Source organism: Bradyrhizobium sp. USDA 4451 (assembly GCF_054822585.1).
The window spans coordinates 2,905,592-2,927,987 of sequence record NZ_JBTRCH010000001.1 but is presented as its reverse complement, the minus strand read 5'-3'; the positions used below and the strand labels follow the sequence as shown (position 1 = coordinate 2,927,987).

At 62.3% G+C, this 22,396-nt stretch carries 23 protein-coding genes and 1 pseudogene; 8 read left to right on the top strand and 16 right to left on the bottom strand.

Annotation, left to right across the window (positions count from 1 at the left end; all coding sequences use genetic code 11):
* Positions 1–343: 343 nt before the first annotated feature.
* Complete coding sequence (aspD, locus tag ACVMB0_RS13540; protein WP_456750353.1) at positions 344–1,969, top strand: aspartate 4-decarboxylase; 1,626 nt, start codon at positions 344–346, stop codon at positions 1,967–1,969.
* 223 nt (positions 1,970–2,192) lie between these two features.
* Here aspD and ACVMB0_RS13535 read toward each other — a convergent pair whose 3' ends face one another.
* The 7 genes and pseudogenes from ACVMB0_RS13535 to ACVMB0_RS13505 form a co-directional block, all read right to left on the bottom strand.
* Complete coding sequence (locus ACVMB0_RS13535; protein WP_461346570.1) at positions 2,193–2,624, bottom strand: hypothetical protein; 432 nt, start codon at positions 2,622–2,624, stop codon at positions 2,193–2,195.
* A 20-nt stretch (positions 2,625–2,644) separates the two neighbouring features.
* Positions 2,645–3,530 (bottom strand): annotated as a pseudogene (locus ACVMB0_RS13530) (DUF2950 domain-containing protein).
* A 38-nt stretch (positions 3,531–3,568) separates the two neighbouring features.
* On the bottom strand, positions 3,569–5,296 hold the full coding sequence (locus ACVMB0_RS13525; RefSeq protein ID WP_461346569.1) for a DUF3300 domain-containing protein: 1,728 nt from the start codon (positions 5,294–5,296) through the stop codon (positions 3,569–3,571).
* 86 nt (positions 5,297–5,382) lie between these two features.
* Positions 5,383–6,708, bottom strand: a complete 1,326-nt coding sequence (locus ACVMB0_RS13520) for a TAXI family TRAP transporter solute-binding subunit (protein ID WP_461346568.1) — start codon at positions 6,706–6,708, stop codon at positions 5,383–5,385.
* Between the two features lie 73 nt (positions 6,709–6,781).
* A complete protein-coding gene (locus ACVMB0_RS13515; protein WP_461346567.1) occupies positions 6,782–7,195 on the bottom strand; it encodes a hypothetical protein in 414 nt (137 codons plus the stop codon).
* A gap of 24 nt (positions 7,196–7,219) precedes the next feature.
* A complete protein-coding gene (locus tag ACVMB0_RS13510; RefSeq protein ID WP_461346566.1) occupies positions 7,220–8,452 on the bottom strand; it encodes an HlyD family secretion protein in 1,233 nt (410 codons plus the stop codon).
* Entirely contained in the window at positions 8,445–8,885 is a 441-nt protein-coding gene (locus tag ACVMB0_RS13505) for a hypothetical protein (protein WP_461349646.1), read from the bottom strand. Before ACVMB0_RS13505 ends, ACVMB0_RS13510 begins: the two co-directional genes overlap by 8 nt.
* A gap of 156 nt (positions 8,886–9,041) precedes the next feature.
* Between ACVMB0_RS13505 and ACVMB0_RS13500 the strand changes: the two genes are divergently transcribed.
* Positions 9,042–9,497, top strand: coding sequence for a hypothetical protein (locus ACVMB0_RS13500; protein WP_461346565.1), 456 nt, complete (start codon positions 9,042–9,044; stop codon positions 9,495–9,497).
* A 23-nt stretch (positions 9,498–9,520) separates the two neighbouring features.
* Positions 9,521–10,321, top strand: a complete 801-nt coding sequence (ppk2, locus tag ACVMB0_RS13495; protein WP_461346564.1) for a polyphosphate kinase 2 — start codon at positions 9,521–9,523, stop codon at positions 10,319–10,321.
* 42 nt (positions 10,322–10,363) lie between these two features.
* Here the strand turns inward: ppk2 and ACVMB0_RS13490 are convergent, their stop codons facing one another.
* Positions 10,364–10,798: a hypothetical protein gene (locus tag ACVMB0_RS13490; RefSeq protein WP_456750360.1), complete on the bottom strand. Its 435-nt coding sequence runs from the start codon at positions 10,796–10,798 to the stop codon at positions 10,364–10,366.
* Between the two features lie 29 nt (positions 10,799–10,827).
* The gene (locus ACVMB0_RS13485; RefSeq protein WP_461346563.1) at positions 10,828–13,578 is read right to left on the bottom strand and encodes a decarboxylase; all 2,751 of its coding nucleotides are present in this window, start codon (positions 13,576–13,578) and stop codon (positions 10,828–10,830) included.
* 315 nt (positions 13,579–13,893) lie between these two features.
* Here ACVMB0_RS13485 and ACVMB0_RS13480 point away from each other — a divergent pair, with 315 nt between their 5' ends.
* Complete coding sequence (locus ACVMB0_RS13480) at positions 13,894–14,781, top strand: alpha/beta hydrolase family protein (RefSeq protein WP_461346562.1); 888 nt, start codon at positions 13,894–13,896, stop codon at positions 14,779–14,781.
* A 28-nt stretch (positions 14,782–14,809) separates the two neighbouring features.
* Complete coding sequence (locus ACVMB0_RS13475) at positions 14,810–15,391, top strand: invasion associated locus B family protein (RefSeq protein ID WP_456750363.1); 582 nt, start codon at positions 14,810–14,812, stop codon at positions 15,389–15,391.
* 15 nt (positions 15,392–15,406) lie between these two features.
* On the opposite strand, the gene ACVMB0_RS13470 is transcribed toward ACVMB0_RS13475, so the two are convergent.
* From ACVMB0_RS13470 to ACVMB0_RS13460, 3 genes are all read right to left on the bottom strand, one after another.
* Positions 15,407–15,781 (bottom strand): response regulator transcription factor, encoded by a 375-nt coding sequence (locus tag ACVMB0_RS13470; RefSeq protein WP_456750364.1) that lies wholly within the window; start codon positions 15,779–15,781, stop codon positions 15,407–15,409.
* 169 nt (positions 15,782–15,950) lie between these two features.
* Positions 15,951–16,583: a response regulator transcription factor gene (locus ACVMB0_RS13465; RefSeq protein WP_456750365.1), complete on the bottom strand. Its 633-nt coding sequence runs from the start codon at positions 16,581–16,583 to the stop codon at positions 15,951–15,953.
* A 119-nt stretch (positions 16,584–16,702) separates the two neighbouring features.
* Entirely contained in the window at positions 16,703–18,547 is a 1,845-nt protein-coding gene (locus ACVMB0_RS13460; protein WP_461346561.1) for a sensor histidine kinase, read from the bottom strand.
* A gap of 249 nt (positions 18,548–18,796) precedes the next feature.
* On the opposite strand from ACVMB0_RS13460, the gene ACVMB0_RS13455 reads away from it, so the two are divergent.
* On the top strand, positions 18,797–19,465 hold the full coding sequence (locus ACVMB0_RS13455) for a helix-turn-helix domain-containing protein (protein ID WP_456750367.1): 669 nt from the start codon (positions 18,797–18,799) through the stop codon (positions 19,463–19,465).
* Between the two features lie 8 nt (positions 19,466–19,473).
* Here ACVMB0_RS13455 and ACVMB0_RS13450 read toward each other — a convergent pair whose 3' ends face one another.
* Together ACVMB0_RS13450 and ACVMB0_RS13445 are read right to left on the bottom strand one after the other, a co-directional pair.
* Positions 19,474–19,911 (bottom strand): ion channel, encoded by a 438-nt coding sequence (locus ACVMB0_RS13450; protein WP_461346560.1) that lies wholly within the window; start codon positions 19,909–19,911, stop codon positions 19,474–19,476.
* The gene (locus ACVMB0_RS13445) at positions 19,911–20,990 is read right to left on the bottom strand and encodes an AI-2E family transporter (RefSeq protein ID WP_461346559.1); all 1,080 of its coding nucleotides are present in this window, start codon (positions 20,988–20,990) and stop codon (positions 19,911–19,913) included. The genes ACVMB0_RS13450 and ACVMB0_RS13445 overlap by 1 nt, the downstream gene beginning before the upstream one ends.
* A gap of 193 nt (positions 20,991–21,183) precedes the next feature.
* On the opposite strand from ACVMB0_RS13445, the gene ACVMB0_RS13440 reads away from it, so the two are divergent.
* On the top strand, positions 21,184–21,582 hold the full coding sequence (locus ACVMB0_RS13440; protein WP_461346558.1) for a hypothetical protein: 399 nt from the start codon (positions 21,184–21,186) through the stop codon (positions 21,580–21,582).
* Positions 21,583–21,609: 27 nt separating this feature from the next.
* Here the strand turns inward: ACVMB0_RS13440 and ACVMB0_RS13435 are convergent, their stop codons facing one another.
* On the bottom strand, positions 21,610–21,927 hold the full coding sequence (locus tag ACVMB0_RS13435) for a hypothetical protein (RefSeq protein ID WP_456750371.1): 318 nt from the start codon (positions 21,925–21,927) through the stop codon (positions 21,610–21,612).
* A 3-nt stretch (positions 21,928–21,930) separates the two neighbouring features.
* Between ACVMB0_RS13435 and ACVMB0_RS13430 the strand changes: the two genes are divergently transcribed.
* A complete protein-coding gene (locus tag ACVMB0_RS13430) occupies positions 21,931–22,188 on the top strand; it encodes a hypothetical protein (protein ID WP_461346557.1) in 258 nt (85 codons plus the stop codon).
* Positions 22,189–22,196: 8 nt separating this feature from the next.
* On the opposite strand, the gene ACVMB0_RS13425 is transcribed toward ACVMB0_RS13430, so the two are convergent.
* The gene (locus tag ACVMB0_RS13425; protein ID WP_461346556.1) at positions 22,197–22,376 is read right to left on the bottom strand and encodes a hypothetical protein; all 180 of its coding nucleotides are present in this window, start codon (positions 22,374–22,376) and stop codon (positions 22,197–22,199) included.
* Positions 22,377–22,396 lie beyond the last annotated feature (20 nt).

Below are 22,396 nucleotides of genomic sequence, written 5' to 3'. Positions count from 1 at the left end.
TGCTGTCCCGGAGCCTCGGCTTGCGCCCGCTTCGATCCAGCGCGGGGCGCGCCGAAGCAGGGCGAAGCGATCGTGTGTCGGGGACATCAGGCAACGGTCGGCAAGACGGATGTTGATCTATGTCAATCACAACGGGCGATTGCCTTGCAGCTCCATCGTCAAGGGCATGGATTCGCACATGCAGCCCGACGCGACCGTCCTTCGGTGCGTGCATGACGCTCGCGAGACCGTTGACATAGATCAAGGGCCGTTACCGGCTGCCGATCATGCTGCGCGCGATCGCGCAGGCAACAGAGCCTGTCGCGTCCAATCCAGCAGCCTGCATCGCCCCGGGAGTGTCAAAATGGCCGATCTTCTGACCTTAAAGAAATTCGAGGCGCTGAGCCCCTTCGAGATCAAGGACGAGCTGATCAACCTCGCCAAGACCAATTCGAAGCGAAGTCAGATGCCCTTCCTGAACGCCGGGCGCGGCAATCCGAACTGGGTCGCCACGACGCCGCGCGAAGGCTTCTTCTTGCTGGGACAATTCGCCATCACCGAGAGCAAGCGGGTGATGGGACACCCCGCGGGCATCGGCGGCATGCCTCAGGCAAAAGGCATCGCCGGACGGTTCGAGGCTTGGCTCAAGCAGCACCACGACATGCCCGGCGCGAGCTTCCTGACCGAGATGCTGGCCTTTACGGTCAGGAAATTTGGCTTCGATCCCGATGCCTTCGTCCATGAACTTGTCGATTCGATCATCGGCGACAATTACCCGGTGCCGGACCGCATGCTGGTGCACAACGAGAGGATCGTGCACGAATACCTGATGTGGGCGGTTTGCGGCGAGCCCCGGCCGGCCGGGAAGTTCGACATCTATGCGGTCGAGGGCGGCACAGCGGCGATGTGCTACCTGTTCAAGTCGCTGAAGGCCAATCGGCTGCTGGTGCCCGGCGATACGATTGCGCTGGCGACGCCGATATTCACGCCTTACATCGAGATGACGCACCTTGAGGACTACGACCTGAAGGTCGTTCAGATCAGGGCGCCGCAGGAAAACAAATTCCAATTCACCGACGAGGAAATCAGGAAGCTGGAAGACCCGAAGATCAAGGCCTTCTTCGTCGTCAATCCGTCCAACCCGCCGGGGATGGCGTTGAGTAAGGAGACGGTTGCCAAGCTGGCCAATCTGGTCAGGACCAAGCGTCCCGACCTGATGATCCTCACCGACGACGTCTACGGAACCTTCGTGCACAATTTCCGTTCGCTGCTCGGCGAGCTGCCGCACAACACCATCGGCGTCTACTCCTATTCGAAGTATTTCGGCTGCACGGGATGGCGGTTAGGGGCCATTGCGATCCACGAAGACAACATCTTCGACAAGAAGATCGCCAATCTCCCGGACGAGGCCGTGAAGGCGCTCGACAAGCGCTACGGGCCGCTCACGCTCGAGCCGCGCAAGCTGAAGCTGATCGACCGCATCGTCGCCGACAGCCGCGACGTGGCGCTCAATCACACCGCCGGATTGTCGTTGCCGCAGCAGGTGATGATGAGCCTGTTTTCGCTCGCGGAGATGATGGACGTGAACAAGGCCTATCAGGCAGCCTGCATGGAAATCGTCAACAAGCGCCTGTGGTCGATGCTCGACGGTCTCGGGCTGGCCGACAAGCTGAGCCCGAATCCGAACTATGATGCCTATTACGCCCTGATCGATTTCGAATTCTGGGCCCGCAAGAACATCGGCGACGATGCCGTCGAATACCTGAAGAAGAACGTTCACCCGCTGGACCTCGCGTTCAGGCTGGCCGAAGCCCACGGGATCGTGCTGCTGAACGGAGGCGGATTCGACGCGCCAGAATGGTCGCTTCGCGTGTCGCTCGCGAACCTGCCTGACGATGTCTATGACGATATCGGACGCGGTGTCCGGACCATCGCCAGGGGCTATCGCGACGCCTACGACGCCGCGAAGGGCGGAGCCGCGAAGCGGTGACGGCCGCCTGAGACTTCGGCAAGGTGACGGCATCGCGCCGTGTACTTACTGCGTCCGGCTGCACTATCCCGGCCCCGGTGGTGCCTTGATCCTGGTCAAGGCGCCCGATACTTGGAAATTCCGCAAGCGAACGCTTTGTCGAGCGGCACGGACAGACGAGCACCGGAGTTTTCGGCTGCGTCAGCATCTTGTTTGCACGATGCCGATGAGAGCCGGCTGCGGCTCACCGCAGCGTAATCGTGAGGCCACCAACATTGGCGGCGAACTCCAGTCCTGCTTTCGGCCCTTTGAGCATGAGAACCACGCCATTTTCATTGCGCAGCGACACCCCTCCTGCGCCGGCCCCCCATGCGCCGCCTCCTCCGACCAGCGTGTAACTGCCGGCGAAATCGTGGACGTCCTTGATGCCGGAGGCGGTCCCTTCCAGCCAGCTCACGGAGGTGCCCGCGCTTGCGCCGAGGCTGAAGCCGGACGCGGTGAACCGATAGTGCCGCCCGCGGTAAGTGAGCGTGCCGGTCCCTCCGCCGCCACCCACGACGAGAGCCGCCTTCACGAATTTGACCTGAACGTGGCCGGTCGCCTGGGCCATGCATGGCGCGGTCAGCAGAACCATTGCAACAAGCGTCAATATGGCGGAACGGATCATGCCATGCATCGCTGCGGCTCCCTCTTTGCTCAAGGATTTGTCGGCTCAACTTTCTTCCAGGTGTGATCCGGATCGAACACGATCATGCGCTTGGCGAGGAAGTCGGTGCGTGAGCCGAGATCCTTCTGGTAGACCGTGCCTGCGTGATTGACCAGGAAGGTCATAACGCCGGAATTGCCGTATTCGGCAGGCCAGGCCACCAGGGCAAAGCCGCCGATCATCTTGCCCTTGACAACATAGTTCAGCGCACCGCCCGGGGCGTCGGAGCCCTGCGCCTTCAGGATGCGATAGTAGTATCCGTGGTATGGCTCGGCCTGCTCACCGACCTTGTATCCTTCCGCCGCGGCCTGGGCCGCCAACGCACCGAGCGGGCTCGGGTCCTTGTCGTCACGCCAGAACAATCCGTCCGTCTTACCCGGCCTGCTGACGATGCGCTGGGCATAGGCGCCGACGCCGTCGCCGCGATCCTTCTCGGCGTATTCGTTCTGCGCGTCGACATAGGCAAGACAGGTCTGGATGGCGGCCAGCTCGTTGCGGCCAATCCTGCGGTAGAGGATTTCGCGCCGACCTGCATCGGCGTCGAAACTCCAGCCGTCGGCGTTGTTGACGAGTGGGATCGGGAACGGGAAATCGTCCGTGCCCAGAATCAGGATAGCCTTCTTGTTGCCGTCGGCCTTGATCGAATGCCTGGCGTCGTAGGCTGAAAGAAAGCTCGCCCGTGCATTGGCGTCTGCAACATCGTCGCCGGACTCGATGATGTCGGTAGCATCGCGGCCCAATACTTTCAGCATGGCCCGGCTCGTGCCGACCTTGACAGCGGTTGCCAGGGCAGACGCTGCGTCTTCAGGGTTGGGGAAGCCCTGCTGAGGCACGAGCCGGAGACAGCAGCACGGCGAGCGCCGTTGCTGCGGCCATGCTGATGGAAGCAATATGGTTCAATCGCGAAGAGCTTGTCATCGTGATGCCTCCGACGAGGATGGAATCTTCCCGCCGGCGGCGAGCCAGTCGTGATAGCTGCGGAACTTGATCCCGAGCTTGTCGTAAAAGACCCTGAGATAGCCGTCGGCGTCGCGCGCCACCGCCGCCGGCATGACCTGAGCGACCTCCTGCGCCATCACGCCGACATAGACCTTGCTGCTGCCGAGATAGCTGAAGCGGTAGTAGCCGAGGCCGTTGGCGAGATACCCAAGCAGTTCGATGTCGTGCTTGAGCGCGATGTCGGAACGTCGACCACCGCCGCCGCCACGGAAACCACCACCTCCGCCACCGCCGCGGAAACCACCGCCACCTCCGCCGCCGAAACCACCGCCACCACGGCCGGCGAAACTTGCGCCGCCGCCGCGCGGCATGCTGGCCATACTCGATCGCCCGCGCGCCGATGCCGCCGCAGCTGCCCGTCCAGACGATACGTTCATGGCGCCGCCGCGATTGCCGCCTCCGCCACGATTCGCCGCGGCTGCGCGGTTACCAGCACTGCCGCGGTTGGCGGCCTTTGCGCGATCGCCGCCGCCCCTATTGCCCGCACCCGCGCGGTCACCGCCCTTGGCACGATCGCCTGCACCGGCACGATCACCACCCTTGGCACGATCTCCAGCCCGATCGCCGCGGTCGCCTCCACGATCTCCGGCGCGATCCCCCGCACGGTCTCCGCCGCGATCGCCACCGCGGTCTCCCGCCCGGTCACCTCCGCGATCTGCATCCCGACGATCGCCGCCCGGATTGAGGACCTGCTGACCGTCGCGGCCACGATAATTCATCCGGTCGCTGACGCCGGCCCGGTTGTTGTTGCCGCCGAAGCGCTGCTGCACGCTGCTGTTGTTGTAGCGGACGCCCTGGCGATGCGACGGATTGTGCTGCCAGCCATTCGCGATGTTGGTGGTCCGGTGATTGACATAGACGTTGCGATTGCCCCAGTTGCAGCCGCCGCCCCAGTAATTGCCCCAGCGTCCGATCGCCCAGCCGGCGCCGAAAGCGAGGCCTGCCGCGACGACTCCCGCGCCGATATAGGACGGATAACCGAAATAGTACGGCGGGTAAGCCGCATAGGGCCACGTGCCATAGACCGTGGCCGGATCGTAATAGGGTACGTAGATCGTGTTCGGATCGGTCTGCTCGATGACGATGACCTGCTTGTTCTCCTGGGTCTGGACGCTGACCTTCTGCTGCTTGGTCGTCACCAGCTTGTTGTTGGCCTGCGCCTTGCTGCGCAGCCGCTGGATCGCATCCATGACGTCGGCCTGCTGGGCCAGCACGGCATCGCCGAGATTCTTGGTCCAATCGATCTTGTCACTCATCATCGCGAGCACGTCGGCGGTGCTTGCGAGTGCCTTGACGCTGTCGTCCCAGGCCTGCTTGTCGACCTCGGTCTTCAGCGCGTCTCCTTTCAGGCTCTTGCGCTCCTTCAGCCAGCGATCGGCCTGCACCACCTCGAGCGGATAGGTCGATGCCGCGAGCACATTGGCCAGCAGCGAGTCCGGATAGAGCGCGATGGGTGCGACCAGCGCTTCCAGCTGTTCAGGCTTCAACAGCTGGTCGGCCGGTTGTGCCGCCGCGGCCGGCTGGTTGGCCTGAACGGGCTGACTGGTTTGGGCGGTCGGTTTGTCAGCCGTCTCCGCGAATGCGGCGACTGACGTCATCGAGACCAGCACAACCGCGATCAAAGTCTTGCCCCAACGGACCATCGCGACCTCCATCGACACCAACGGTCGACACCATCGGCCACGGCCATGCGCCCTCTTTGATCGAGATCAAGGAAAATGTCGTCCGCTCAGCTTCCGATCTGGCCCGGCTGCTGCGACGCGAGGTGGATGCGGCGATCGTGGATCAGGTTCTCGAGCCGGTGAGCGGCAACGTTGACCGCCGTCACTGCGCGCTCGGCGTTGTCGTCAGCGACCGGCTCCTCGCGCTGCGTCCGCAATACCTGGTCGATTTCGCGCTCGATCTCTGTCAGTTCCGCTTCCTGCCCGGCGACCCGAATCCGGGCCGCCAATGCATAAAGTGTGTCGAGCGCCTCCTTCCGGCTCGGTGTCTCGCTCGAGTGGAGAAATTTCCACGCCGCCGCGAGCACAGACGCAAGGGCGCCTGCGATCATCGGCGCCAGGAAGATCGCGTTGCCCCATTGGTCGAGAAAACTCTCCCTGGTCCCCTCGTAGACCGCGGCCGCCCCGGGATGCACGGGGATGTACGCACCCGCGTCGGTATCGGGCGTGGCGATTTGGGAAAGCGCCGGCAGTTCGGCAAGCAAGTCCCGCCGCGCATTCATGATCGACTGCGTGAGGTCGCCGATCACGTCGTTACCGAGCTTCTTCTGCGCCACCAGATAGAACGACGTCCGTAGTGTTGTCAGATCGTCAGCAGGAATCGGCGGCGAGCCGCGCAGGGTTCCCTTCGGTACATCGAAGCTCTCATAAGCGCGCTCCTTTTCGGCGATCGCACCCGCGGACTCGATCGCGATCATGACCGGGCCGGCTTTCCCGGTGTGCGGGAAGAAATTGCGCAGCAGCGCGAGGTATTTCTCGGTCAAAGGCATCACGAGCAGGATCGCCCGCACCTCCTTGGTCTCGAGCGCCCGGCGCGCGTCCGCGGGGGCCAGCGGCTTGAACGTCACGCCCGCGCGCGTCAGGTCGTACTCATCGGTCAGCACCTTGATCAGCTTCTGATTGGCCTCGGCCCCGATCACGCCGATCGTGGTGCGCTTAAGCTCCGCCACATCGGACATCGACGCGCCGGGCGGCGCGACCATCAGCACGGTGGCGTGCGTCAACACGATGACGGCCTGGGCCTGCGAGAGATCACCGACATCGCCACGGACGACTGCGAGGTCGACCTTTCCGGACGCGAAGGCTGTGGCGGTCTCGAGCGGTCCCGGGGTCTGGACCAGGCTGAGTCGAACAGGCGCTTTCGACTGTGCGAATTTTGCAGCGATCGCCGACAACAGCCTGCCCGCTTCGCCATCCAGCGACCCCACCGCGATCGTCAGGGTGGTCGGCTGCTTATACCAGCGATAGCCCAGTAGGCCGGCGCCTGCTGCCAAAAGGACAAGCCCAACTACAAGGGCGATGCGCAATGACCTCGGCAACCTGCTCGGATCCATGTCGCGTCACCCCATCGGTTCGGCGTCAGCCAACAATGGTCTTACAGACCTGAGCCGGTGCGGTGTCACGTCTCTAGAACTTGCACCGGTGATAGTTGACCTCCATCCCCTCGATGCCCGGGAACTGGCGCGTGATCGTATCGTCGTCGACAGCCTTCAGGAAGAACTGCACATTCGATACCATGATTCCAGACGCGCAGCCGACGATGATGTTGATATTCTGGCCGTCGTCCTTGCGCGATTTGATCTTGCAGTTCTCGAACTTGCCCCTGAGGCGATCAGCCTCGGCGATGAATCCTCCGCCATACACGCCCGAAAAGTTCGAGAAGGTCAGCTGGTTCGCCCTGCCCTTGCGGACGAACACCTTCCCGCATTGGGCCCCACTCGTCGCCCAGGCCCCTGTAAGATCGAACGCCAGCGCGTGATCTGGCAGTGCGAAGGTCATGCCCGTCGCCACGATTGCGCGAAGCTTGCGGCCCGGCTTCATCCGGCGTCTCCCTGTTCTCGCCCGTCAGTGACCACTGAGCACTAGCGTCTTGATCGGCAGCAGCAGAGCCTGGATCCGAAGAAGCAATGCATGAACGAGGGCTGTCGCATCGACGGCGTGCAGGGCGAAGCCCTTCAACGCGCCGATTTTCGGATCGGCAATCTGGTCGTGGTTGCTCGTGTAGGCATTGACGATGCAAGTGCTGCCCGGCGTCACGCCGTCGAGGCCGTTCTTGTAGAGCGGCTCGAGGAACACGAGGATCGAACCCGGCTGGTCCAGGTTCTTAGGGTCAATCAACAGCTCGCTGGCCCGAAACTGGCCCGTGGCGATGAAATCCTGCACGCTGGTGACGACCAGCGGAATGATAACCCAGGGCTTCGACATGCAAGTGGCTTCCGCGACCATACCGGGTTTCATCACCTGGGCCTCGATCTGCCCGAACCCCGCCTGCAGCCTGTTGCGGCCTGCTTCCTCGGGTATCATGACTCCGGCCGGCCGCATGATCTGGGCGACGAGATCTCCGGGACGAACGAGGAATTGCTCAACGCGGCCGTCAACGCCGGCACGGACGAAGGTCTTGTCGAGATCGACCTGCGCCTGTGCGCGCGCGGCCTCGGCGCTCGCCTTCTCGGCCGGCAGCAGTGTGGAGACGCGCAACGTCGCCGCCTCCTTGGCCGCGCTGGCGGCATCGACGCCGGCTTGCCGCTGGTCAACCAGAACCTGCAGCTTCTCGATGTCACGTTGCGGCACGATGCCGGGATTGCGGCGCTGCAAATCGCTCTTCACGTCCAGCTCGTCCTTGGCCTGCTGCAGGGAGGCTTTCGCCTCGCCGACCTGAGCGTCCGCCTTCACGACGTCAGCCTGCGCCGCGATCAACGACGCATCCACCTCGGCGATCTTTCGCTTGGCGGTCTCGAGTGCAGCCTCTTGCCTCGAACTATCGAGCCGGAACAGAACGTCTCCCTTCTTCACCGCCGCGGTGAAGTCGACGTTGACTTCGACGACACGGCCGGAACCCTCAGGCAAGATCGGCACGGTCCTGAAATAGATCGCTGCGTTGGTGGTCGAGGGATGGAAGTAGAAGATCATCGTGATCAGGGAGATCGTGAGCATGAGGCAGCCGGTGATACCCCACCTCAGTTCGTACCAGACGGAGAAGAACGTGATCTCCTTGCCGAACCGCTTGCCCTGCCGATAGCGACGGTAGAGGTAATCCGGCAGGATCGTCACCAGCGAGCAGATCATGAGCTCAAGCATGGTTGAGCACCTCCTGCTTCGCCGCGGCCTGGACGTCGGAGCTGCCGCCGGGTACCTCGGCCTCGGATTCGGCAGCGGGCGTGCCCGGTGCGGCGTCGGCGATGCGCTCGACGGAGTCGGCTATGCTGCGGATCGGCGTGCCGAAATCCGGCAGGTCGATGAGCGCCAGCAGCAGGCCGGCGACCCAGAAGATATGCATATGGGTGAAAAGCGAAATCAGGCCGAGAACGCCGACGATCTCGAACTGAAGCTTCTGGGACTTGTGCGCCATGCGCTCCGGCAAACTGTGCAGCTTCCAGTAGAGGGTGCCAACCCATAGGACCGTGCCGACAAGGAAAATGCCCATCACGACCGTCAGGGTGTCCGAGCCGTCGGCGCCGGGAATGAAGAACGGCAGATGGTGCGGAGCCAGCGGATGCATCTGTTCGCTCAAGCCAAGCCTCTCTGCGGCGATCAAATCGCCGCGACCCTCGAGCGACATTGGGTGCCCTCCTATCGCCCCGATTTGATCTGGATCAAGGATGGCGGTTGGCTGGTCCCTACCTTTTGAAGCGCAAGGTGGAAGATCGGGCCTTAGGAGTCCCCAGCCATGCGAGACAAGATCGATGACCTGATCCCGAACGCGCACGAAATCCAGAAGCAGGCCGCGTCCAAGGAAGCCGAAAAGGCCGAGGAGCATGCGAAGCGTGCGGCCGCCATCGAAGCCGAGAAACTCGCCTTGATCGAGCGGCTGAGCAAGCCCTCCGGGCTCACCGAGGACGAGAAGGTCAAGCTGGCGTCGACGGTGATTCAGCGCGCGGTGCGCAACGGCCTGAGCGAAGTTCAGGTCTATCGTTTCCCGAACTCGCTGTGCACCGACAAGGGGCGGGCCATCAATCAGATGGAGGCCGGCTGGGAGAAGACGCTGACAGGTATACCCAGGGAGATATATCAGCTCTGGGCGGACTACCTGCAGCCGCGCGGCTACCGCATCCGCTACCAGGTCGTCGATTACCCCGGCGGCATGCCTGGCGACATCGGCATCGTCATTGCCTGGGGCGACTAGCTCAAACGATAGACGGGGTATCCATGGCGAAAGACAAACCCGCCGAGAAGATGAAGCGCAAGGATTATGAAGAAGAGCTGCAGAAGCTACAGGTCGAGCTCTGCCGTCTCCAGGATTGGGTGCAGGCGAACAAGCTCAGGGTCATCATCCTGTTCGAGGGACGCGACGCTGCTGGCAAGGGCGGAACGATCAAGGCCCTCACCGAGAAGGTCAGCCCGCGTGTGTTTCGCGTGGTCGCCCTCCCCGCCCCGTCCGATCGCGAGAAGTCCCAGCTGTTCATCCAGCGCTACATGCAGCATTTTCCGGCTGGCGGGGAAATCGTGATCTTCGATCGCAGCTGGTACAACCGCGCCGGCGTCGAATATGTGATGGGGTTCTGCACGCCGGCGGAGCACAAGCGGTTTCTGTCGCTTTGTCCGCAGATGGAGCAATACATCATCGAGGGCGGCATCATCCTGATCAAGCTGTGGCTCGAAGTCGGGATGGACGAGCAGGAACGGCGCTTTCGGGCGCGGATCGACGATCCGATGCGGCAGTGGAAACTGAGCCCGATGGACACGGAATCCTACCGGCGCTGGTATGATTACTCGCGCGCGCGCGACCTGATGTTCAAGGCCACGAGCTCGAAGCACGCGCCCTGGAACGTGATCCGATCCGACGACAAGCGGCGGGCACGGCTGAACTGCATCTCGTTCCTGCTGAAGAACATTCCCCACGGACGGATCAAGCGCGACAAGGTCAAGCTGCCCAAGCGCTCAACCAAGGGCCGCTACAATGATCAGGCCGGTCTTCGCGGGATGAAGTTCGTCGAGGAGCGCTACTGAAAGGCCAGGCCGCGGCGGGCGTGCGACCTGGGTCTCTCGAACCTACTTCAAGCGGATGGAAACGCCGCCCACAGCGGCCGAGACCTCGGCGCCGACCTTCGGGCCGCTGAGCTGCAGGATCACGCCGTTAGCGTTTTGCAGTTGCACCCCACCGGCGCCCGCGGCAATTGCTCCGCCGGCGCCTGCGACGCTGTAGGAGCCTTCGATCGAGGCGGGTCCCCTGAGGTTGATGGCACGCCCGACAAGCTTGGTGGTCGAAGCACCGATCGTGAAGCCGACGCTCATACCCGACACCGTGAACGGATAATGCTTGCCGCGCAGCGTTAGGACGCCCTCGCCGCCTCCGACGCCGACGATGAAACCACCCTTGGTGAAGATGACAGCCACCGAGCCGGTTTCAGCCAACGATGGCGCGCTGAATCCGGCCACGCCGATCGCCAGTGCAGCAAGAGCTCCGATCAAACCCGCCTTCCTCATGTTCCCTCCAGGACCTGTTGTGTCGAATACTATGAAGCAGCCTTCAGCTTCGGCGCTGCCGTCTTCGGCCTGCCTTTCCTGGCGAGCGCCTCGGCCGTCACGAGCTTCAAGCCCTCGGCCGCGTCGTAGCCATGGATCTCCTTCACATCCAGCTTGCGCATGAAATCGATGGTTTCCTGTGTGATCACCTGGCCGGGCACCATAATCGGGAAGCCAGGCGGATAGGGGATGACAAAATTCGCCGAGACGAGATCGGGCCCATCCTTCAGACGCCGGTCGATCTCGGGATCGTTCAGGCGAATGTATTCGCATCCCGCGGCGTCATAGGCCGAGTAGAACCCGCCGCGGATGTCGCCCTCGTTTGTCTTGGTGCCGGCGTCGCTGCGATAGGCGGCGTGGAAATGCGAGAAGTTCGGCAGGTCGGGCACGTCCTTCATCAGGCTGTTGACACGCATGTCGAAATCGACCCTGGCGGTCGCGCCGGCCTTGGCGAGCCCGCGATCGATCTCACCGGCAATTTCTGCCAGCACCCGGACGAGATGCGCGACATCGCTCCGCGTGTTGTTGATGTTGGACTGGATCAGGACCGAGTTGCGCGAGGTTTTGTTGACCTGGATGTTATAGCGGCTAGCGAGCAGTCCCTTGAACTGCGTACCGTCGTACCCGGCCGTGCCGCAGACCAGCGTCATGCGGGTCGGATCGAGACAGAACTCGTCGTCGTTCAAGCTCTTCAGCGCGCTCGCCCAGTTCGTGCCATCAGCCAGATAATCCGTGAACCCGCTCTGGCGATATTGCTTCGGCACCATGGCATCGGCGCCGAGCACGCGGAAATACCGGGAGATCAGCGGGTTGGTGTTGACCGCATTGCGGATCGCGAACGCGATCTCCATGGCATTAGCCACCAGTCCATAGCCCTCGAGTTCCATCTGCCGGCGCGAGACGTCGAGGCTCGCGATCAGCTGCTGGTTCGGACTGGTCGAGGCGTGGGTGAATACCGCCTCCTTGAACTGCGCCTCGACGGTTTGGAATTCGATGTCCTTGACGGCCAGCATCGAGCCCTGCCGGATCGCCGACATCGACTTGTGCGTCGAGTTGGTCTGATAGACCCGCAGTCGGATTTTGCGCGGATCGGGGATCAATCTGGTCTTGAGCAGAACCTCATCGGAAGGGTTCTTGCCGAGCTCGGCCTGCTGCTTCTCGTAGGCGGCGACCGATTTGGGATCGCGGATCCAGGCCTCGATCTGGTTTGCCGCCCCCATCGCGGTTCGCCGCCGCAGGAACGGTGAGAACCGCGCGAAGCCGAACCAGGCCTCGTCCCACAGGAAGATCAGGTCCGGCTTGATGGCGAGGCATTCCTCCATTACCCGCCGCGTGTTGTAGATGTGACCGTCGAACGTGCAATTGGTCAGGTCGATCATTTTGACCCGGTCGAGGCGGCCATCGGCCTTGGCGTTCAGAAGCGCCTGCTTGATCGTGTTCAGCGGCACCGCGCCGTACATCGAGTATTCCGTCATCGGAAATGCCTCGACATAGAGCGGCTGCGCGCCGGCCAGCACCATGCCGTAGTGGTGCGACTTGTGGCAGTTGCGATCGACGATCGCGATGTCGCCGGGGCCGAGCAGTGCCTGCACCGCCATCTTGTTCGATGTCGAGGTGCCGTTGGTTACGAAGTAGACGCGGTCGGCGCCGAGGGCACGCGCGGCCTTCTCTTGCGCCTTCTTGATGTTGCCGGTCGGCTCGAGCATGCTGTCGAGGCCGCCGGTGGTAGCGCTACTCTCCGCTAGGAACAGGTTCAGCCCGTAGAATTCCCCCATGTCGCGGATCCAGTCCGACTTGAACACGGACTTGCCGCGCGCGATCGGCAGCGCGTGGAAGGTACCGATCGGCCGCTGCGCGTACTTTTTCAGATTGTCGAAGAACGGCGTGTCGAAGCGGTCCTGCACGCCTTCCAGAATTGAAAGATGCAGTTCGAGAATGTCCTCGACCGAGTAGAACACTCGGCGCACAACGTCGGCCTCGGGATTGCCTGCCAGCTCCTCGACGTCGCGATTGGACATGAGGTAGAGGTCAAGCTCGGGACGGACCCGCTTCAGGATATGGGCGAGCCGCAGTGCGGACGCATCCGACTCGTCGTTGAGGCCCATGGCGCCAGTCATGGCACGAAGCACAGGCGCATCGTGTCGCGAGCGCAGTCCAAAGCCTTCGTTGATCACGACCGCCGCAATATTGGGGTTGAGCATGGCCGCACAGAAGGCGTCCTCGAGATTGCCCACCACGACAGGCTCATAGATGAAGGCGTCGACCGGACGCCGCAGCTTGCGCCACTCCGACAGGAGCCCCGGCCAGTTTCCGGCCGGCACACCGGTCACGATCAACGTTTCGAAGTAGGGACGGCGCGCCGCCGATAGTCCGAGAGTCGGCGGGAGAAGATCGGGAACATCGCCATTGCCCTCATCCTGCGTGCTCCAGTCGCTGGCGTGCTGGCGGAAGGATTTGGTCTGAAGCGCTTGGGCGATCCGCGCCACGAGCATATGCGAGGTAGCGGCGTCGCCTGCTACCTCGGCTTCCTTCAGCGCGGCCATCAAACGCAAGCCCGGGTAGCCGTGAAATTCCTCCGTCACCGCAAGCGCCGACAGCGCGGCCTCATATGCCGCAAGGTCGCCACCGCTGCTCCACATCTTGGCCGCCTCGACGAGATCGCGCCAATTGTCGGCTCGCCCGCCGGGTCCCGAGAAGAACTGGTCGATGCGCTGCTGTGCCGGCTTCGCCTCGTTTGCCATTATTGTCTCCCGATCTTAGCGCAGGTGCTGTCCAATCGTAAGAACCGCGATCATCGTCCTCTTTGATCCAAGTCAAACCGCAGCCGGATCGGGCCCAAGCCAGAATGCACGACGGTTAGCGAGCTAGTTCGCCGGCGGAAACCAGCGCACCCACTCGCCTTCCCCCGGATCGACATTCAAGCCCGCGGTATGAAGCCGCAGTGACTGCATGCGGTTGCGCCGACGAAGCCGATACGCGTTGATTCAGATCAAGGCCTCGCGGTCGGTGACGTGGCTGCTGTCGTGCCCAGCTCGATGACCGTTGGATGAGGTTGCATGCGTCAGCACCGCTTACGGGCCTTCACAATCTGTGCGCTTCTACTGCTCGGCCTGACCTCACCTGCGCGCGTCGACGACAAGGGCTCATCCGAGCGCCTCCAGGAAGAGATCTGGGTGTTGCCGCTTCCACTGCCGATGTTCGCTTATCTGGTTCGTCCGGTCGGCGACGGCCCGTTCCCGCTGGTCATCATGAACCATGGCGTCTCGCTGAATTCCAGGGATCGCAGCTTCTTCCCGCTGGTCGAATTCCGCGATGCCGCGATGTGGTTCGCACGGCGCGGCTATCTCGTGGTAGCGCCGGTCGGGACCGGCTATGGCGCGGCAGCGATCGATATTCCCGAACGCGGGATCTACGGCCCGTTCTTCTCCAAGATCGGCAAATGCACTAACCCGAATTTCCTCGATCCGGGCCTCGCCGTCGCGCAGGTCGATCTCTGGATCATCGACTATTTAGCGGCCGAGCAGCGCATCGTGCCGAAAGACGTCATCGTGGTCGGACAATCGGCCGGCGGCTGGGCGGCGATCGCGCTGTCGAGCCTCAATCCACCCCAAGTCAAGGCCATCATTACCTTCGCGGCAGGCCGGGGCGGCCGTGTCGATGGCAAGCCTAACAACAATTGCAATCCCGACAAACTGGTCGAAGCGACGGGCGCGTTCGGGCACACCTCGCGGGTGCCGATGCTGTGGCTCTACATCCAGAACGACACATTCTTCGGGCCGGTTCTATCGAAACGAATGCACGAGGCCTTCACCACCGCTGGCGGCCGTGCCGAGTACCATCTGTTGCCGCCGTTCGGCGACGAAGGGCACTTCCTCATCGGTTCTCCCGATTCCATTCCCACCTGGTCGCCATTGGTCGAACGATTTCTGGGCAACGTTCGCTAGGTAATCACGCCCCGCTGGAGGAGCATCCATGGTCCGATATGAAGTCTTGGCCAAGTTGATGCTGTTCGCGGCCGGCATCAGTGCGGCCCACGGCCAACAGGCGCCTTCACCGCCCGCCGCGGTCAAGCACGGCGGCGAGGTAGCCCCGCGGGGGGCGCGCTCGCTGGTCCGGGACATCAAGTATGGCGAGTGGCGAAAGCTCTGCTTCAACGCCGCCGGCGCCAAGACATTGTGCCGAACGACGATCACCGGCACCTTCGCTACCGGCCAGACCGCGGTTCGCGTCGATCTGGTCGAACGCGAGGACGGCAGCGACCGCGTCCAGCTCTTCCTCCCGGTCGGGATGTATCTGCAGGCAGGGGTCAAGCTATCGGTCGACCAGAAGGCCGTTCATCGCCTGCCCTATACCTGGTGCGTGACTAACATGTGCATTGCGGCAGATGTCGCCGATCCCAAGCTGCTCGAGGACATGGATGGCGGGAAAGCGCTCTCAGTCGAGGTTGTCGATAGCAGCATTCTGACGATGACGACCTCGGTGCCTCTTGACCGCTTTGCGGCCGTGCGCAAGGGCGTCCCGGCGCTGACGCTCGATCAGGCCATTGATGAATAATCGGGACCGCAATCGCTAGGCGACGCCTTCCAACAGCCGCTCGATCGGCTGAATCAGCGAATCGGCGGTGAACGGCTTGGTCAGATAGGCCACGCATCCCGATGCCATCGCGGCCATGCGAGTCGCCGGGTTGTCGTTTCCGGTGATGTAGATGACCGGGACGTCGATGCCCAGATCCGCGAGGCGATTGCGCAACTCGATTCCGGAACCATCGCTGAGATTGATGTCCAGGACCAGGCACACCACGCTTTCAAAGCTGCCATCCCTCAGCAAGGCGCTCCCGGTCTCAAACAGCCTGGATGCAAATCCATACTGCCGCAGAAGCCGTCCGATTCCACGGAGCATCGAGGGATTATCATCCACGACGAAGACGAATTTCGCGGTCGGCAAATCCTGAGGCCTCGTCCTGATCGCTGAATGACCTTCATCCGCCTGTAGACGAGGGACATGTCAAGCGGCTATCGGCGTGCAACATCGTCGCAGCCAATGGCGGAGATACGCTCCGTCACAGAGCTTTCATATTGTACCATGGGACAGGACGAGCAGAGCTCCCGGTGGATCAAGCCTTGATTTCATCACCGGATGCGCGCGTGCCGAGCCGCTCCGCGATCGAAACCAGCTCGGCGAGTGACTGCACCTGCATCTTCTCCATGACCTGGTGACGATGCGCTTTGATCGTGCGTTCGGTGGTGCCAAGCTCGTGCGCAACCTGCTTGTTGATCCGGCCGCACACGATCAGATCGAACACCTGCCGCTCGCGCGGGGTCAGCTTCGCCAGCAGCGCGCGGAGTGAATCGAGCCTGTTTCGCTGGCCAAGGGCTCGTTCATGCCGCGCGACGGCACGATTGATTGCCTCGATCAGCTGGTCGGAGGCGATCGGCTTGGTCAGGAAATCCTCGGCACCGGCCTTGATGGCCTGGACAGTCGTCGCGGTGTCGGCATGTCCGGTCAGGAATACGATCGGAAGCGTCGACCCCAGCTCGTTCAAACGACGCTGCAACTCCGGGCCACTGATTCCGGGAATGCGGACGTCGAGCAGGATACAGCCGGTCTTCTCGTCGTCGGGCGATCGATCGAGCAACTCCCGCGCCGATGCATATGTGGCAACGCAATAGCCTGCGAGCTTCAGCCGGCGCTCAAGAGCTGCGCGAAACGAAGGATCGTCGTCGACTATGTGCACGTAAGCGTGCATTATCGCTCCACCGCCGGATGATCGCCGCTATCTGTAGAATGATGATCAGCGGCAATCTGAAAAATGCTGCGTTCGTCGTAAATCCGACCTTACGTTTCGGCAAGCAAGACCCAAACGCGCTAAGCCGCCAGTGGCAGCGAGAGGTGAAATACCGCTCCTCCGCCGGACTGATTCTCAGCCCAGAGCTGGCCGCTATGCGCCAGAACGATCGTCCGTGCGATGGACAGGCCGATGCCCATCCCCTGCTCCTTCGTGGTGAAAAACGGATCGAAAATATCGTTCAGGCTGTCCTGCGGAATTCCAGGACCGGAATCGCAGATCGAAATCACCGCCGACGCATCGCCGTTGACCTCGGTCCGGCCGATGATCGTGCGTCCGTAGGGCATTTTGGCCATCGCATCCATGCTATTGACCACAAGGTTGAGGATCACCTGCTGCAGCTGCACCGGATCACCTTTCACCGGCAGAGTCTGCGGTGAGGCCTGCAAATAGATTGCGACGTTGCGCGCGGACGCCTGCAGCTTGAGGAAGTCAAACGCTTCCCGCATGATTTGGTTGAGATCGATCTCCTTTTTCTCAAATGGCGCACGCTTCAGCAGGCTGCGCATCCTGCGGATCACCTCGCTTGCACGGAGATCGTCGCGCTTGATGTCGGAAATGATCTCCCGCACCTCATGGAGGTCGGGAGCTGGCGAGGCCAGGATCAACTCCGCGCTCTCGGCATTGGTCAGGATCGAGCCCAGCGGCTGGTTCAGCTCATGGGCGATCGAGGACGAGAGTTCTCCCGCAGTCGCCTGTCGGTTGATATGGGCAAGGTCAGACAGACGATTGCGGGATTCGACCTCGGCCTTGCGCCGCATGAACCGCTCGTGCAGCAGGAATGCAATCAGTGTGGTTTGAACCACGAGTGCCGTGGTAAGGGCGATCGCCCGCCAGCGGTATTTTTCCAGGAAGGTCGGCTCACGAAAGCGAATTTCGCTGCCTTTCGGCAGCTTCGCTTCGCTGACATTCCAGCGCTGCATCTGCCGCCAGTTGAAGATCGGCTTCACGGCATCGACCCCCGACGGGGGCAGGCTTTCCGGCGCCTCGCCATCCAGAATTCGCAGCGACCGCCGCGCCGCCTCGGCGCCGATCAGCGAGGGGACAATGGTGAATCCGCCGATGCCGCCGGCGTCGAGGAAAGTTTCCGACGCAACGATGATCGGCCGATTTGCTCTTGCCGCGACAAACGCGAGGGCGTCCGAGGGCGGATAGTAATTGCCTTTGCCGTCGCTATAGAGGCCCGTGTAGATGATCGCGCTATGATCGGGGAGCGCCTTGACGCGCTCAACGACGTCAGACATCGGATGGCCGACAATCTCGATGATGTCGAGACCCGGAATGCCGGCCGTAGCCTCGTCCTTCCAATTCCGGAATAGAACCTGCCTATCCCATTCCGCACCAATAAGCACCACAGACCTGAGACCTGGCACCACGGCGCGGGCGACGGTGACGGCGTCCCTGAGCTTCGAGGTCACGATCCCGCCGGTGACATAGGCCGGCGGACGCAATCGCTTGAAATCGGCCTCTTCGACCAGTGCGAACACGATTGGCGTGTCGGGCCAAAGCTGCGGGCGCCAGCGGAGTGCAAGCTCCAGCGCAGCCGCCCCAACCGTAACCACGACGCCGATCGGCCGATCGCGATACTTCGCCTCGAGAAACCGCCGGAAATCCTCCTGATAGGCTTCACCGCCGAAGCGATTGAGGTCGAGGCTCTCGGTGTAGACGGTGGTCGGCGCGTGACCGTGGGCGCTCACAGCGTCCCTCAGCCCAACGAACACCTGGTAATAGAACGGCCCACGCCGATCGGACTGGTCCAGCACCAGCATGGAATGGGGGCGCATCTGTTGCGCCCGCAGACCAGCCGACGCCAACAACACAGCCAGCAGGATGATCAGTCCAGAGAGCCGAATTGCACTGCCCATGGCGTTCGGAGCCGGAGACCAACAAGTTGAAAACCTAGCACCCGGTTATCGTCGTGAAAATTGAAAAGTAATCTAAGACGGTGCGCATCAATTACGAACAAATTGCCGCATTTCGCGCACCCTGTCCTTTGGGACAATGACCTCAGGACCAATAGAGACTGACCGGGCCCTGTCGTAGAGATTGCGCGCGGGCAAGCATTTCGAGCCGCCACGGAGGCTGCAACAGTCGTTATCCAAGAGAGTTGGTCCATGTTCGCTCGCGTCAATGTCAGACCGGCCAATATACCGAGCATCCTCGGCGGGCTGACCGCCCAGCATACCAACTGCATCACCAGCGAATTCCATTACCGGAAAGGCACCGAGATCTACGGAGAGAAGGAGCCGGCGGAGTACGTCTACCAGGTCGTTTCAGGGGCAGTCCGTAGCTACAAGCTCCTGTCCGACGGACGCCGTCAGATCGGCGCCTTTCATCTCGTCGGAGACATTTTCGGCCTAGAGAATGCCGAAACACACCGGTTCACGGCCGAGGCCATCGTCGACACTGATGTGCGCCTGATCAGGCGGACCAGCCTCGAACGGGTGGCTGATTCCGATTTCGCCCTGGCTCGCAACCTGCTGATCATGACCACCAGCAACCTGCGGCACGCCGAGGATCACATGCTGCTGCTCGGCCGCAAAACCGCGTTGGAGCGGGTCGCCGCGTTCCTGCTCGAAATGGATCGCCGGCTGACCGGGGTCGGCGTCGTCGCCTTGCCGATGTGCCGGCGCGATATCGCCGATTACCTCGGGCTCACCCTCGAGACGGTATCGCGTGCGCTGTCCAAGTTGCACAGCTATGGAGCACTCGACTTCCTCGGCTCGAACCAGCGCGAAATCATGCTGGTCGACCGTGACCAGCTGGCCAGGCTGGACAACTGAGCGCGGCGTTACGAGGATTTCGCGAGCATCCCCTGGCGTTCGATGGTCTTTTGCAACACTTCGAACAGGACCGCCGTCGACCAGCCGAACATCAGGATGCCATTCATGGCCGCCATCGGCCCGACCAGCAGCCACTGCTTGACCGGGGTGATGTCGCCATAGCCGAGCGTGGTGTAATTCACGAAAGCGAAATATAGCAGATTGCTGCCGTCGGATGCTGCGCCGAGCAGCCAGTAGGCCAAAGTCCAGACCACGATCTCAAGCGTGTGAGCCAGCATCAGCGCAAGCGCGGTTGCGACCATCACGCCGCTGAGTTCTAGCCACGCCCGGCCGGACGTAGTCAAGCCGATGTTGCGAAGCCACCCGATGGCCGCAACAGTCCACAGCGAATGGATCACGATGTTGATCGCACTGACCGCCGATCCTACGAGGAGCTGAAGCAACATCATCGCTCTCCCAGCAGCCGCGCGCGATCGTCCCGTATCCACGCCGTGACCAACTCCCAGGCGACCGCGAGAATGATTGGACCTATGAACAGGCCGACGATGCCATGGGCCAGTGTGCCGCCGATCACCCCGACGAGGATGACGGGTGCCGGTGTGGTCAGGCCCCGCCCCATCACCAGCGGCTTCAGCACATTGTCGAGGACACCGACAACCAGGAAGAACAACGTCAACGCAAGCGCCGTCGTGAAGTCCTTGGCCGACCAGAGCCAGATGATAATTGGAACGAGCACGATCGCGGCCCCGACCTGCACGATCGCCAGCAGCATCACGACAAACGCCACGAGCCCCGCACTCGGAATTCCAGCCAGCTTGAAGCCGATGCCGGCCAGCAGGGACTGCAGAACGGCGATGCCAATGACGCCCCGGGAGACCGCCCGAATGGTTGTGCCTGCAAGGCCGAGGAAGTGCTCGCTCTGTTCCGGCACGATGCGGGACAGGAAGCTTCGGCACGCCGCGGCAAGCTGCAAGCCATGCGGAAACAGAAACCCTGCGAGCACGACCGCCAGCAGAAACTTCAGCATCCCAACCCCGGCATTGCTCGCAAACGCAAACAAGGTCCCGCCTAACGGCTTCAGATGCGGAACGACCTCGTGCAGCACGGCGCGCAGATTGGTCGACGCCCGATCCCAGACCTCATAGAGCGGCCCGCCGACCAGCGGCCAATCCTTCACCTCCGGCGGCGGCGACGGCACAACCACGTTGCCGGCGCTCAATTGCCCGGCGAGCTCCCTCACCCCCTCGACGGCTCCAATCCCCAGCCAGGTCGCCGGCCCGATGACGACGCCCAGCGAGGCCAAGGTCAAGACGAGAGCCGCGATGCCGGCGCGGCCGCCGAGCATGCCCAAAAGCCAATTGAAGACGGGATGGAGCGCGACCGCCAGCACCACGCTCCAGGCCAGGATCGGCACGAACGGCCGAACCAGAACGAACGACCAGGCGATTAACAGCGCCAGCAATCCGAGGCGAATTGCGAGCTGAATGAACTCGTCTCCGGCCACGAGCTGGCGAAGGGTTTTCAAGGGCGTGCTTTCGATTGAGCGTCAGCAGGCACGCAGGAATCGGTGCCATCGCCCTGGAACGCACGGCTTGATCCAGATCAAGCGCCGGCTCGCCCCAGGCTGCGAAGCTTGGCTGCGCACGATCGAAAAGCCGGCTTCCCTTTCGGCTGCCATGCGATCACGACTGCCTGTGTCACCCGATGTGGAGGACGTCATGATGAACACCAGAACCTTGCTGGCCCTGACCCTGCTTGCGAGCACGATCGGTATTGACGCCGGCCAGGCAGCCCCACTACCGACCAGCATCGCCGCGATGAAGGGCGCGGTCGACAATGCCACCGTTCAGGTTCGGTGGGGTGGCTGGGGCGGCGGCTGGGGCTACCGCGATTGGCGCGGCTATGACGGCTGGGGCGGATATCGAGGATGGGGTTATCGCGGTTGGGGCGCGGCTGCTGCTGGCGCAATCGTCGGCGGAGCCATCACAAGCTCGGCCTATTACGGTGGATATCCCTATTACGGCACCGGATATGGTTACGGCTATGGCTCGGGATACGGCTATTGCCCGCCCGGCGGAGGCTACGGCTACTACCAACCGCATTACAACGGCTGGTAGGCCAGCGCATCCGGCCCTTCGGTGATGTCACCGAAGGCCGAGGAGCGAACGCCGATAGCCGCTCTCGCGCGCTTCATTCCTGCACACGAAGCTGCCACTAAAGCCCTTGGCATAGCGTCGCTGCTCTTTGAGGTAATAACGGCCACGGTGAAAATCGAGCCAGACCACGCTATCGCCGGGGCAATGCCGCTGGGCCTGAGCTTCATACCGGAAAGGCGTCAGCGGCAGCGCAATCGCCTGTTGTGCGCAGCAAAGCAGGACGATTGCGGCCCAAGCCCCGACGCCTAAACTTGCGATCGGGCAATCTCGACGTCCGATCGAATTTGCAGCTAATCTGAAGCGCATCCATTGCCGCCGGGAGTGATCCGTGTCGTGCTGAAATGCTGCTCATATTGCCTGAGCTTCGCGGGCGACGCACCTGAATACGGCGATTTCAGCATCACGCACGGATTATGCGCAGCTTGCGAAGCGAAGCGGTCATCGATGAGGCGATCGCAGCAGCGCCGGCCCGTCGACATCCTGATCGGCATGATCGCCCCGATCATTGACCAGATCGGCGAGGATGCGCATGTCGCCGCTGACATCAGATCGCTCAACTTCAAATAAGGTGCCGTTCAGGATGACAGCAATCCAAAGGCGATCGCCACACTCGACAGCATCCCGGCGGTCATGACCACGACCCTGAAGGCAATATCACCGTCGACCACGTCGAACCAAGCACGCAGCCGATTGCGAACGCCAGCCTGCCGGCCTGCGCCATGCACTTGCCAAAACTTATGGCGGTTGTACCCCATGATTGCCACTGTAGATCATG